The organism is Pseudomonas sp. COR18 (assembly GCF_048568395.1).
Taxonomy (GTDB): domain Bacteria; phylum Pseudomonadota; class Gammaproteobacteria; order Pseudomonadales; family Pseudomonadaceae; genus Aquipseudomonas; species Aquipseudomonas fuscovaginae_B.
This window is the reverse complement of record NZ_CP183808.1, coordinates 203,730-216,784: the sequence shown is the minus strand read 5'-3', so window position 1 is coordinate 216,784 and position 13,055 is coordinate 203,730. Positions and strand designations below refer to the sequence as shown.

11 protein-coding genes are annotated in these 13,055 nt (G+C 64.6%); 7 read left to right on the top strand and 4 right to left on the bottom strand.

Going from position 1 to position 13,055, the window contains the following annotated elements; translation table 11 throughout:
- Positions 1-181 precede the first annotated feature (181 nt).
- Positions 182-472 (bottom strand): type II toxin-antitoxin system RelE/ParE family toxin, encoded by a 291-nt coding sequence (locus tag ACM62G_RS01000; protein WP_419736520.1) that lies wholly within the window; start codon positions 470-472, stop codon positions 182-184.
- Positions 435-698: a CopG family ribbon-helix-helix protein gene (locus ACM62G_RS00995; RefSeq protein ID WP_017903978.1), complete on the bottom strand. Its 264-nt coding sequence runs from the start codon at positions 696-698 to the stop codon at positions 435-437. Before ACM62G_RS00995 ends, ACM62G_RS01000 begins: the two co-directional genes overlap by 38 nt.
- A gap of 186 nt (positions 699-884) precedes the next feature.
- Between ACM62G_RS00995 and ACM62G_RS00990 the strand changes: the two genes are divergently transcribed.
- The 3 genes from ACM62G_RS00990 to ACM62G_RS00980 are packed head-to-tail and all read left to right on the top strand — an operon-like array spanning position 885 to position 4,030.
- A complete protein-coding gene (locus ACM62G_RS00990) occupies positions 885-1,742 on the top strand; it encodes a LysR family transcriptional regulator (protein ID WP_419736519.1) in 858 nt (285 codons plus the stop codon).
- Between the two features lie 14 nt (positions 1,743-1,756).
- Positions 1,757-2,926, top strand: coding sequence for a YbfB/YjiJ family MFS transporter (locus ACM62G_RS00985; protein ID WP_419736518.1), 1,170 nt, complete (start codon positions 1,757-1,759; stop codon positions 2,924-2,926).
- A 45-nt stretch (positions 2,927-2,971) separates the two neighbouring features.
- Complete coding sequence (locus ACM62G_RS00980) at positions 2,972-4,030, top strand: NAD(P)H-dependent flavin oxidoreductase (RefSeq protein ID WP_419736517.1); 1,059 nt, start codon at positions 2,972-2,974, stop codon at positions 4,028-4,030.
- 75 nt (positions 4,031-4,105) lie between these two features.
- Here ACM62G_RS00980 and ACM62G_RS00975 read toward each other — a convergent pair whose 3' ends face one another.
- Entirely contained in the window at positions 4,106-4,957 is an 852-nt protein-coding gene (locus ACM62G_RS00975) for a LysR family transcriptional regulator (protein ID WP_419736516.1), read from the bottom strand.
- Positions 4,958-5,062: 105 nt separating this feature from the next.
- Between ACM62G_RS00975 and ACM62G_RS00970 the strand changes: the two genes are divergently transcribed.
- The 4 genes from ACM62G_RS00970 to ACM62G_RS00955 all read left to right on the top strand — a co-directional run bounded on the left by ACM62G_RS00970 (position 5,063) and on the right by ACM62G_RS00955 (position 10,973).
- Positions 5,063-6,937, top strand: a complete 1,875-nt coding sequence (locus ACM62G_RS00970) for an alpha/beta fold hydrolase (protein ID WP_419736515.1) — start codon at positions 5,063-5,065, stop codon at positions 6,935-6,937.
- Between the two features lie 99 nt (positions 6,938-7,036).
- Positions 7,037-8,176: a mandelate racemase/muconate lactonizing enzyme family protein gene (locus ACM62G_RS00965; RefSeq protein ID WP_419736514.1), complete on the top strand. Its 1,140-nt coding sequence runs from the start codon at positions 7,037-7,039 to the stop codon at positions 8,174-8,176.
- A gap of 45 nt (positions 8,177-8,221) precedes the next feature.
- Positions 8,222-9,502, top strand: coding sequence for an MFS transporter (locus ACM62G_RS00960; protein ID WP_419736513.1), 1,281 nt, complete (start codon positions 8,222-8,224; stop codon positions 9,500-9,502).
- 280 nt (positions 9,503-9,782) lie between these two features.
- Complete coding sequence (locus ACM62G_RS00955) at positions 9,783-10,973, top strand: hypothetical protein (RefSeq protein ID WP_419736512.1); 1,191 nt, start codon at positions 9,783-9,785, stop codon at positions 10,971-10,973.
- 674 nt (positions 10,974-11,647) lie between these two features.
- Here ACM62G_RS00955 and ACM62G_RS00950 read toward each other — a convergent pair.
- A complete protein-coding gene (locus tag ACM62G_RS00950) occupies positions 11,648-13,054 on the bottom strand; it encodes an alginate export family protein (RefSeq protein WP_419736511.1) in 1,407 nt (468 codons plus the stop codon).
- Position 13,055: the final 1 nt, after the last annotated feature.

Here is a 13,055-nt window from a genome sequence, read left to right as displayed (position 1 = left end):
CGGTCTTGAACATGGATGCTACTAATGAGCCACTATCCTGTCTATGGACATACCGAGAAAATAAAACTGTCGAGAAAACGGAATAGATTTATTTTCTGCTCGGGGCAGGGACGTGACGCTGGTCGCGCTGGGCAGCATTCCAGTCCGGCGCATTGTGGCGTCAACACTGATCAGAACTGACTCACCACTCCTCAGCCCGCTCCGTCCTCTGGTGCAGGATACGAAGCACTTGCACCTCGTCATAGCGCAACCGGTAAGGCGCGATGAAAGGATAGCGAGCGAAGATCAGCTCCCTGACATCTGGCGTCTGGGAGGGCCTGCCCAAACCGGTGAACGTTTCCAATCGTTCAAGCGCCTCGATCATCTCGGCGATAACCGCATCGGCTGATGCCGTACCTAGGCGCGCTTCGTAGTACTCATGAATGGCTTCAAGATCACTGTCCGCTTTGTCCGTCAACGCGATGTTTGGCACGGTTCACCCATTTGGCCTTGATGGCTTTCAGATCTGTCAGGTTGCCCGCATCTGCGTCGGCGATGCCTTCGGCAATGGCGTTCATATGCCAGGATTCGGACTCAATGTAGCGGGCCAAGGCGCGCTTCAGGTGATATTGGCGATCACGGTCTGTTGCTTCAGACAAGCGATCGAGTTGCTCAACCAGCTCATCCTCCACGCGGAATGACAGCACAGGCGATGCCATGGTGGCGTCCTCATTGGTAGGTGTATACAAAGTATACGGGTCTAGAGAATGTATACCCATGCGGGTATGGCTTCAACTATCCCCGCCACCCTATCCCGCACCTGCGCAGTGATTGCGACGATTGGTCTTCATTAAATCTTTATTTGAGAATATAGTATTTTTAATAATCTCTTTTAGAGAATTGAAATGGACCTAACCTCCCTCGAAATCTTCCAGACCGTAGCCGCCGAACTGAGCGTGACCAAGGCCGCCGTCGTCCTGGGCCGTGCGCAATCGAACGTCACCACCCGTATCCAGGCACTGGAGCAGCAACTGGGCGTCGACCTTTTAGTTCGCGAAGGCCGGCGCTTGTCGTTGACCGACCAGGGCAAGCTGTTCCTGGACTACAGCCAGCGCCTGCTGGCCTTGGCGGAGGAGGCGGTGCAGGTGCTGCATCCCGCGCAGCCGCAAGGCACGTTGCGCATCGGCAGCATGGAGAGCACGGCGGCCGCCCGCTTGCCCGGGGTGCTGACGGCCTTCCAGCAACGCTGGCCGAATGTGCGCCTGGCGGTGAGGACCGGTACCAGTCAGGCGCTGCTGGACTTGCTCGGTGATGGCCTGGTCGATTGCGCCCTGGTGGCGCTGACGGGCGAGGAGGGCACCCCCATCGAGGAGGATCTGGCCCATCGCGGTTTGGCCGGTGTGCCGGTCTTCGAGGAACAGTTGGTGGCCGTCATGCCGGTGGGGCAGGGCAAGGCGCCGTTGACGCTGGCGGCCTTCGCCGCAGGCTGCACCTATCGTCGTGTCGGTCAGCAATGGCTGGCCGAGCAGGGCGAGCTGGCCGTGTCCATGACCCATGAAGTGGCCTCCTATCACGCCATGTTCGCCTGCGTGGTGGCCGGGCAGAGCCTGTGCATCGCGCCGACCAGCCTGCTGGCCCTGCAGCCGCCGTCGCCGGCGGTCACCACCCGGCCGATCGCCAACGTGGCGACCTGGCTGGTGTACCGCAAGGGCAGCCGGACCGCCGCTATCGGCGCCTTCACGGATCTCGCCCTGGCCTCGTAGATAAAGGGGGCGCCATGCTCGCTTCGCCGCTCGACACGTCTGCTTCGCTGAATCGCCCTTTCACCTCCGCCCTGGCTGCCGCCGCGGTGATCGCGGTGGGCATGGGCTTCGGTCGTTTTGCCTTTACCGGCGTGTATCCGGTCATGGTCGGGGAGGGCGTGCTTTCGGTCAGTGATGGCACGCTCGCCGCCTCGGCCAATTACCTGGGCTACCTGATCGGCGCCTTGCTGGCGGCCCGGCTGCAGGCGCCGAGTGCCCGTCACTGGGGACTGGTGTCGGTGGTGGCGACGGTGATATCGCTGGGGTTGCTGGGTGGGGTTTCCAGTCCCTGGGCAATCATCCTGATCCGAGGCGCGGCGGGGGTGTTCAGTGCCTTGTCGATGATTGCCGCCTCGCTCTGGCTGTTGCAGCACCGGGCTCATCCGGAGGGCGCGCCGATTCTGTATGCGGGGGTGGGCGTCGGGATTGCCTTGTCCGCCGAGCTGCTGGCGGTCGGCGAGCGGTTTGCCCTCGATGCCTACCAGTTGTGGGGCGTGCTCGCGGTCGCGTCGCTGATCCTGGGCGGCGGCGGGGCGCTCCTGCTCGACGGGCGACCGCTGGCGTCGCGACCGACGCAGGCAGCGACGTTGCGACTCGATCACCTGCCCCTGGCCGCCTGGCGCCTGATCGGCCTCTATGGCCTGTCGGGGCTCGGCTACATCATCACCGCGACCTACCTGCCGTTGCTGGTCAAGGATGCATTGGGTTCGATCAACCCGGTGCACCTGTGGGCGGTGTTCGGGCTCGGCGCGGCGCCGTCCTGTTACCTCTGGCATCGGGCCCACGGGCGTTTCGGGACGCGCGCGGCGTTGCGCGGCAACCTGTTGCTGCAGGGCATCGGTGTGCTGCTTCCGGCCATCAGCCAGACGCCCGCGGCCTATATCGCCAGTGCCCTGGTGGTGGGGGCGACGTTCATGGGCACGGTGACCATCGCGATGCCGGCGGCCAAGCGGGTCTCGGCTGACTTCCGGATGAACATCATGGCGGTGATGACCGCCGCGCACGGCATCGGCCAGATCCTCGGACCGCTGATCGCTGGCGCCCTCTATGCGCGGACCCATTCCTTCAACCCCTCCCTGTGGACCGCGACCCTGGCGCTTTGGCTGGCGGCGGCCTTGACCGTCGGCCCGGTCACGCGCGAGTGAGGCGCGTCATGCAGGTTCTTTTCATCCAGTCGTTCAGGTGATGCCATGTCGAATACGCTGCTGTCCTTGCTGAATGTGCACCTTCCCCTCATCCAGGCGCCCATGGCCGGTGTCTCGACACCGCAGTTGGCGGCGGCGGTGTCCAATGCCGGCGGGCTGGGCTCCCTGGGAATCGGCGCCTCCAGTGTCGAGCAGGCGCGCCAGGCGATCCGCGAGACGGCGGCGCTCACGGACAAGCCGTTCAACGTCAATGTGTTCTGTCACCAGCCCGCGTTGCCCGACCCGGCCAGGGACACGGGCTGGCTGCAGGTCATGGGCCCGCTGTTTCGTGAGTTTGGCGCCGAGCCACCCACGGCGCTGCGCGAGATCTATCGCTCGTTCCTGGACGATGCGCCGATGTTGCAGATGCTGCTGGAGGAGAAGCCGGCCGTGGTCAGCTTTCATTTCGGGCTGCCGCCCCAGGCCACTATCGCGGCATTGAAGGGCATCGGCGCGACGCTGCTCTGCTCGGTGACCAGCCTGGCCGAAGCGAGGCTGGCCGAGCAGGCGGGCGTCGATGCGCTGGTGGCACAAGGTTACGAGGCCGGCGGTCATCGCGGCCTCTTCGACCCCGGCGAGGATACGAAGATGGGCACCCTGGCGCTGACGAGGCTGCTGGTGGCCCGCAGCACGCTGCCGGTGATCGCCGCTGGCGGGATCATGGACGGGGCCGGTATCCGTGCCGCATTGACCTTGGGCGCGTCGGCCGTCCAATTGGGCACGGCCTTCATTCTTTGCCCGGAGTCGTCGGCCAATGCGGCCTACCGTGCTGCCTTGAAGGGCAGCGCGGCCGAGCGTACCGAAGTCACCCACGTGATTTCCGGGCGGCCGGCCAGGGGACTGGTCAACCGCAATTTCACCCTGTTGGAAGGACGGGAGGTGGCGGTGGCCGCCTATCCCTATGCCTATGATGCGAACAAGCAACTGAACGCCGCCGCCACCGCGAAAGGCTGTCACGACTTCGCGGCGCAATGGGCGGGGCAGGCGGCACCGCTGGCCCGGGAGCTGCCCGCTGCCGCGCTGGTCCAGGTGCTCATGGCCGAACTGGCGGCGCTCCAGCCCTGAAGCACGGCTGGGGGCTTTTGCAACGGCGCCGCGAACACCGGCGGTGTGGTACGCGATGGCCTATCAGCGGCCGTGTCAGTCGTCGCCGAGCCGCTCCACGGCCAGGTCGGCGAGAGCACGCAGTCGGTCCATCTGGCGCATGTCCCGGTGGTAGCCCATCCAGATATCGCGGGTGGGCGGCTCTTCGTCGACATCCAGGCGCCTGAGCAACGGCGACTGGTCGCCGAGCGCCCGCGGCAGCACCGCCAGGCCCAGCCCCATGGCGCACATCCGTGCCTGCACGGTGCGGCTGCTGCTGGTGAAGACGGTTTTCGCCCTGGGATAGCGGCTCTGTAGCCAGAGCACGTCGGGATAATGCGCCTGCGCGGTGTTCATCAGGATCAGGCCGGGCTGCTCGCCCTGCGCGGCAGTGGGAGCGGGCAGGTGGGCGCTGTAGAGCCCGTAGCGCAGGGTCGTCAGGCGCCGTTGCACGATGTCGGGTTCGGTGAATGGCACGATCCGAAAGGCCAGGTCGGCGTCCCGCCGGGCCAGGTCGAACAGGCGGTGGCCGGCGATCACTTCGGCGACGATCAACGGGTAGCGCTGTTGCAGCTCGGCCAGGACCGGCGCCAGGACATAGCCGGCGAACCAGTCCGCGCAGGAGATCCGCAGCAGGCCTTCGGGCTGGTCGCTGTCGCCGGCGATGCGTCGCTCGATGGCCAGGGCGCTGCGCTCCATCTCTTCGGCCAGGTGCAGGATGCTCTCACCGGCGGCGGTCAGCACCAGCCCCTGGCCGGTACGGCGGAAGAACACCTGGCCGTTGGCCTGCTCCAGCACCTGCAGGCGCCGGCCGACGGTCGGGTGGCTGACGCCCAGTTGCCGGGCGGCCGCGCCCAGCGAGCCGCTGCGGGCAATCGCCAGAAAAACGCGCAAGTCGTTCCAGTCCACGGCGCACCTCGTACAAAAATGAACGGCGAAGATGCAGCAATGGCAGTCCCGTCGCAACCCCGCGCTTCGCACAATAGGCCCAGGCACCTAATCGAGAGCACTGCGATGAACATTGGCTTTATTGGCGTGGGCAGCATGGGGCGGGCGATCATCCCGCGGCTGGTTCGGGCGGGGCATCGGGTGGCGGCCTGGAACCGCAGCCCCCAGGCCCTGGAGGGGCTGGAAGGGGTGGTGGAATTGGCTTCGCCAGCGGCGGCGTTCCAGGTGGACGTGGTGATCAGCCTGCTGGCGGATGACCGGGCGGTGGAGGACGTGCTGCTGGCCGCCGGGGTATTGGAGGCGGCCGATGGACGCTGCACGCATGTGCTGATGTCGACCCTGTCGCCTCGGCTCGTGGAGCGCTTGCAGGCCCGCCATGCCGAGTTGGGCCTGGCGCTGGTGGCCGCGCCGGTGTTCGGCGTGCCGGCCGTGGCGGCCAGGGGGGAGTTGAACATCCTGGCGGCAGGGGCCGAGGCGGCGATCGCACGGGTACAGCCGCTGTTCGATGTGCTCGGGAAGAAAACCTGGAGGCTCGGCGAACAGCCGGTGCAGGCCTGTATCGCGAAAATCGCCGGCAACCTGATGATCACCCAGGCCATCGAGTCCCTGGCCGAAGCCAGCGCGTTGGCCCGTTGCCATGGGCTGGAGGCCGCTGCCTTCATCGAACTCATGACCCAGACGCTGTTTGCCTGCCCCAGCTATCAACGCTACGGGCAGAACATCGTCCACGAGCAGTACGAGCCGGGTTTCAAGCTGGCCCTGGGCCTCAAGGATGTCAATCTGGCGTTGGCGGCCGCTGCCGACCAGGGCCTGTCGTTGCCGGCGGCGAGCGTCGTGCGTTCGAGGATGTCGGCGGCCATGGCCGGGGGGCTGGGCGATCGGGACTGGTCAGCCTTCGCCAGTGTGCCCCTGCAACCCGGCGCCGCCGATCCGCGCCGGGCCCCCTGGTACAGCGCCGCGCCCACCACTTCACGGCGTGGGCATTTCTGGGTCACCGGGCCGCGGGTGGCCCAGGCGGGCAGGCACTTCCAGAAGGGCCCGATGTTCGTTGCCTGGGAAGCACCCGAGCACATCACCCAGCCATACCCGGTGGTGCTGGTGCACGGCGGCACATTGCAGGGCACCGAATGGCTCGATACCCCCGATGGGCGCCCGGGCTGGGCCCAGCGTTTCGTCGAGGCCGGCCATGTGGTGTTCTGCGTCGACCGGCCGGGCCATGGGCGCTCGCCCTATCATTCGCAGATCATGGGGCCGATGGGCCCGGCGTTTTCCTACGAGCGGGCCCGGGAGGTGTACTTTCCCGAGGGCGGGCAGGAAACCCAGTGGCCGTTCGCGGCCGATGACGAAGCCGCCTTCGATGCCTTCATCGCCGCCTACGGCCCCATGCCGGCGGACCTGGCGGCGTCACAGACCCTCGACGCGGATCGCCTGGCGCAATTGCTGGACCGCATCGGCAAGGCCATCATCGTCACCCATTCCGCCTCGGGCCCTGATGGCTGGTTGCTGGCGGATCGACGGCCGGAACGGGTGGCGGCCATCGTCACGGTCGAGCCGATGGGCCCGGTGTTCGGCGAAACGCCAGGTATCGGCGCCCTGGACTGGGGGCTGACCGCGGCGCCGATCACCTTCGACCCGCCCCGGGCGACGGCTGACGAGGTGCGTGCAGCCGACCCGGCGACGTTGCGGGTCCCGGCATTCGAGGGGCTGCCGGTGGCGCTGCTGACTGGCGAAACGTCGGTGTTCGCCTCTTTCGCCAGCAGCATCGTGCCGTTCCTGCGTACCGCCGGCGCGCGGGTCGATCACCTGGATCTGCCCGCACTGGGCATCCATGGCAACGGCCACGGCCTGATCTACGAGCGCAATTGCGACGACATTTTCAAGGTAGTGTCGCGATGGCTCGACGAGGTTCTGGTGGGCGGGAGAACGGGGCAGGTGCGTTAGAATGCCGCACTCGGGACTAGCTCTTGCTTTAGTTGTACGATAACGTACCTCAAAGCCGAGCCAATAAATCCCCAATAAGTGCTACCGGAGCGTGTGTTTGTGAAAGTCCGCCGTATCGAGATCATCCGCCTGAGTATTCCCTTCAGCGCCGGGACGGTCGAACGCCAGTCCCGGGGCCAGGCCAAGGATGACGATGCCTTCAATGCCGCCTCGCCCCGCCATCGGCGCATGGAATGCCTGGCGATCAAGGTCACCACCGACGATGGCCGGGTAGGCTGGGGCGAAGCCTTCGGCCACGGCTCGAACCCTGCCACTTTCAAGGCGCTGACCGATGTGGTCGCCCCGCAGTTCATCGGCAGTGCGGTGGCCGACCACCGGGCGCAGATGGAGAAGGCCCGCCGCGCCCTGCATGGTTTCGGCAGCACCGGCCCGATCTTCTACGCCCTCTCGGGTATCGATATCGCCCTCTGGGACCTGGCCGCCCAGGCCGCTGGAAAGCCGCTCTACGACTACCTGGGCGGCACGCCCCGCGAGCTGGAGCTGTACGCCAGCCTGGTCAGCTACGGGGGCGACCCTGAGGAAGTCTTTCGCCAGGTCCGTCGCGCCCGCGACCTGGGCTTTCGCAAGATCAAGCTGCACGAGACCACCTACGCCTCCATCGCGGCCGCCCGTGAGGCGCTGCCGGCTGCGGAGGGCGAGCTGATGGTCGACGTCAATTGCCCGTGGACGGTGGAGGAGGCCGGGGCCATGGCTGACCGCCTGCGCGAGCTGGATCTGACCTGGCTGGAAGAGCCGGTGTGGCCGCCCGATGATGCCCGTGGCCTGGCGACCGTGCGCGCCAGGGGCGTGCCGCTGTCGGCGGGCGAGAACGCCGCCGGCGTCAACGGCGTGCGCGCCTTGCTCGACCAGGATGCGATCGATGTGGTGCAGCCGAGTGTCGCCAAGATCGGTGGCATCGGCGCCATGCTCGAGGTCTTCGAGCTGGCCCAGCAATACGGCGTGAAAGCCGTGCCGCATTGTTTCTACTACGGGCCCGGACTGCTGGCGGTGGCCCACCTGTGCACGCTGCTGCCGGAAGAGGTGGCGGTGGAAGTGCCCTTCATCGAGTTCGAACGCCTGTTGTTCCCTGCCTTGGCGTTCCAACCGCGTCTGCGCCTGGGCACCACCCCGGGCTTGGGCTTCAAACCTGACCTCGAAGTACTGGAAACCTACTGCATCGATAGGGCCGTCATCGACTGAGCCACCGCATCACCTGTCCGAATAACTATAAAAGGCACTACAACCATGATGGGCAATTACCGCTGGAAGATCGCCGGGCTGCTGTTTTTCGCCGGCATCCTCAACTACCTGGACCGAGCCGCGCTGTCGGTGGTCGCGCCACTGCTCAAGACCGAGTTGCACATTGACGACGCCCAGATGGGCTTCATCTTCAGCAGTTTCTTCATCGGCTACTGTGCCTTCTGCTTCATCGGCGGCTGGGCGGCTGACCGGTTCGGGCCCAAGCGGGTTTTTGCGCTGGCGGCCGGCACCTGGTCGGCGTTCTGTGGCGCCACTGCGCTGATCACCGGCTACTTCCAGTTGCTGGTGTTCCGGGTGCTGTTCGGCATGGGCGAGGGGCCGATGGGCACCACGACCAACAAGGCGATTTCCAACTGGTTCCCACGGGAAGAGGCGGGACGCGCGCTGGGCCTGACCAACTGCGGCCAGCCGCTGGGGGCGGCGCTGGCTGGTCCGATTGTCGGGATCGTGGCGCTGAACTTCGGCTGGCGCATTTCGTTCGTGGTGATTGCCCTGCTGGGCATGGTCTGGCTGGCGGCCTGGCTGATGTTCTTCAAGGACACGCCGGACCAGCATCCGAAGGTGTCAGCAGCCGAGCGCGAGCTGATTCGCAGCAGCCGCGCCACTTCCGCCGTCGAAGGTGTGCAGGAGCAGCGCAGCCTGGTCTCGTGCATCTTCTCGGCACCGGTACTGGCGGTGGCCACCGCGTTTTTCTGCTTCAACTATGTGCTGTACTTTTTCCTGACCTGGCTGCCCAGCTACCTGATGGACTATCAGCACCTGGACATCAAGAGCATGAGTATCGTCAGCGTCATTCCCTGGCTGGGGGCGGCCGTGGGCTTCCTCGGGGGCGGCGTGTTGACCGATGTGTTGAGCAAGAAACTGGGCAGCGTCATTCGGGCCCGCAAGATCATGCTGGTGGTCGGGCTGGGGGTGGCGGCCACCTGCGTGCTGCTGACCACGCGGGTGACCTCGCTGCACATGGCGGTGGCCTGCATCACCGTGTCCAGTGTGTTCCTGTTCGTCACCCCGCAGATCTGCTGGGCGCTGATCCAGGACATCGTGCCGAGCAATCGTGTGGGGGGTACCGGTGGCTTCGTGCACCTGCTGGCGAATATCGCGGGCATCATCGCGCCGTCGCTGACCGGGCTGCTGGTGCAGTACGGCGGGGGGTACAGCGGGGCGTTCGGTGTCGCGGCGGTGGTCTGTGCGGTCGGTGGGCTGGTGGTTGTGGTTGCCGTGAAGGGGCGTGACGCCGGGGGTGGGCAACTGGCTGCGCAGCACTGATTTGAATACGCCTGGGCGGCCGGAGAGTCGCCCGGGGCACGCATGCGTGGGTCGGGCAGTGATCACTGTTCGGCCTGGCGTATCCGGTGGGGCGTCACAAGCGCCTTGTCGGCCTCCCACGATAGATGACTGGCTGATTGCAGTGACGGTGCACCACGAGTGCGCCGTTTTTTTCCGGGCCGGTTGCTGCGCCAACAGCCTACGTACCCGCACCGAAGCACGTTATGCTTGTGCGCCGCTGCGATCGTCGCCGGCTCATTTCACCCCCAAGGAGATGTCGTTGAAGGATTACAAGTGGATTACCTACTTCATGGTTGGCTCGTTGGCTGTGGGTGTGGCCGTGACCGTGGGGGTGCTGGTGGCCTATGGCATGAACCTGGGAGCGATTTCTTCGTCAGCGGCCGACTGGGGCAATTTCGGTTCGGTGTTATCCGGTGCATTCACCTTGCTGGGCTCGGTGACAACGTTCGGCACCCTGGTTTTTCTGCTGATCCAGCAGCGCAGGAACGAAGAGAGCCAGCGGGCGCAGGAGACTCAACGGCAGGAGGCTCAGGACAAGCATGACAAGGTGATTTCCCGGCAGCTTGAGGCGCAGACCTTCGAGCAGTACCTCAAGCACCGCGAGGTGTTTTTCGACCGGTTGGAAAGCCTCGAAGCCACCTTCAACCACACCGTGCGCTTCACCAACAAGGATGCCTTGTACCAGTGGATCTTCCCTCGGAACTGCCCCACACATTGCAGCTATGACGTCGATCTGTCGTCGGAACAGGGGCAGGCAGCCGGATTGGGCCAGTTGCACGACAATCTGCTTGAACTCAGGGACTTGTTGCGTGCCAGGCCTTTGCAGGATGGGCAGGGGTTCTCAATCATCGACATGATGTGGCGGATTCGCCAGCAACTGCACGTTGCTTATCTTCCCGATGCGGTGGATGGGGACATTTCGCTGAGGGGCGTGAATCTCGGCATCAATCTCTATGCGTTGAGGGAGTCGCTGGAGGTCATCTTGCTGACGGTGAACTCGATCCTGTTCTACTCGGGGAACAAGGAGGTGGAGCCCTTCTACGGGATTCTCAATGACCTGGTCCTGCGGCGCGCGATGGTTGCTGAAACGCTGGGGGTTCGTTTTTCGGAGAACTCCTACCTCGTGCGGAAAACCGCGCCGGGCCTTGTCGAACTGGAGCAGTTCTATGGTGAATTCCTGCAACTGCCGCGCGCTTTACGCAGTGCTGCGTTTGAAAAGATCTGCCGCCCACTGGACAAGTTGTTTAGCTCGAAGCATGAGGTTGGCAAACTGAGTGAATATGCTTTCTTTAACTCGATGTTCAATGATACTCGCTCCTCAATCAATGAACTTTTCTCGGAGTTGGAGGGGCAGGAAGAGCAACAGCAGTTGTTGAGAAATGGCTTTCAGTCTCTAAACAAAGCCTGGCATGTTTCCTATAGAGCTCGTGAAGTGGAAAAACAGGTTTGATACTCCACTGAAATATCAATCTGATAATGCGGTTTAGTCACTTTTAGGTGCAGCCGATTACATGAACTTCAGTTCAACCCCCAGGTAGTGCTGTCATCCCCATTCTCATCGTGATTGTGCCGGCCACCATCAGGTTCGGCTGGGTATAGACAGCGTCCCTAAGATAGATGACTGGCTTAGTGACGGCGCAGCACGAGTGCGCCGTTTTTTGTCGGGGGATGGTGTGTATATCCGGTGGCGCGTTTTGATGATGTATGGGTTTCGCCCTTACGGCGAGTCACTTTTTTTCAGGCGCGAAAAAAAGTAACCAAAAAACGCTTGCCCCTCCATTGGCCCTCGCTGCGCGAGGGTTCCTTCGCTCCGGTTCTGTTTCGAGAGCACGCCGTGACGGGCCATCCATGGCCCAACACGGCTCGCCCGGCATCCCTGCCGGGCGACTCTCGAAACAGAACCTCCACTCAGCCGGCTGGGAACGGGGCGGGTAGATCAAAAGCAAGATCACAAGCAAGAGCTTCGCGGTGGTGTGGCGGTGCGGCGTTCCGACAAGCCCTGCTCCTAGGGACGTGTGTCGTATGCAGCTTCTGTGTGCGACGCAGACCTGTAGGAGCAGGGCTTGCCCGCGAAGAGGCCCCCGGCTTCACCAGAAGACTTGCGGATACCCGAGCATGCCCGGCCTACCACATGAACTTCAGCTCGACCCCCAGGTAGTTGCTGTCATCCCCACCGGCATCGCGCAGTGCCTGGCCGACTTCGTAATGCACTGCCTCGATGGCCCCACTCAGATTGCGGTTGAACGCGTAGTCCAGCCGTAGCTGGTCGTAGTAACCGGTCCAGCGTCCACCCTGTCTGGCGGTGCCGGCCACCGGCAGGTTGGGCTGGGTGTAGACGGCATCCTCGGTGGTCTGGCGCCACAGCAGGCCGACCGCCGCCTGGACCGACAGGTCGGTGACCGGCTTGACGGTGATCGACGGCTTGACGTGGATCAGGTTGCTGTAGCCGGTGTAGCCCGCCAGGGAGAAGTAGTAGCCGTTGGGGAACAGCGGGTTGAAGGTGTTCAGCGTGCCGTCGCCGGGGTGCCGGTCACCCGAGGCCGCATCCAGTTGCAGGCCCAGGCGCGGCTTCCATGGGGTCGATTGCCAGGTGTAGCCCAGGCGGCTGCCGCCACCCCAGGCACGAATGTCCTTGGAGCCGACCGAGCCGCTCTGGACCATCGCTTCCACGTCCCAGTCGTAGGGGCCGGACGATCCGCCCAGGCGCAGGTCGAAGAGGTTGCGGTGTTCGTCGCCCTGGGCGTCGAGGTAGCGCGCGTCGCGTTCTTCATAAAGGCCGTAGTAGGCGGACAGCTCGTTCTTGCCGCCGATCAGCCGTTCGACCCGCAGCATGTGGAACGCCACGTCCGCGTTGGACTTGTCGTCGAAGTGGCGGCCGTCCAGGTACTGCACCGGGTGGCTGGCCAGGCCGATGAAGCGCCAGTTCTCGGTTTCCCAGTCGCCCCACAGCGCATCGAACGACTGGCGCACGTTCGGGCCGTCGCGCGAGGAAATGAAACGCTGCAGGTCGAAGGCGAAATCCTGGCGGCCGACCCGCGCCTTGAAGGTGTGGTCGGCCGTCTGGTCGACGTACTCGGCAAACGCCAGGCGCAGGTCGAGGTGGTTCTGGTCGGCGCCGCCGATGGCGTCCTTGCCGAAGGCACGGGCGTCTTCCAGTTGGGTGAACACGCGCCAGTGTTCGTTCAGGTGCAGATCCGCATGCGCCTGCAGGCGCTGGATCAGCCAGGAGTCGCGCGAGCGCCCGCCAATGCCGAAACCGGCGGCATCGTTGAGTTCGAAACGCTCGCGCAGGGTGGCGCCGAACGACAGGTAACTGTCCGGATTGTCCGCGGACAAGGGGATGTACTTGAGATCGTCCAGCGGCGCGGTCTTGAGGGCCGGGTTCTGCAGCACCGACCAGTCTTCCTGCCAGCGGTTGGTTTTCAGCACGGGGCGTTCGGCGGGTTCGGCGGCATGGCCGCTGGAAACTCCCAGCGGCCACAGCACGGCCAGAGCCCAGGCATAACGACTATGCGAAGGGCGTCGGCTCATG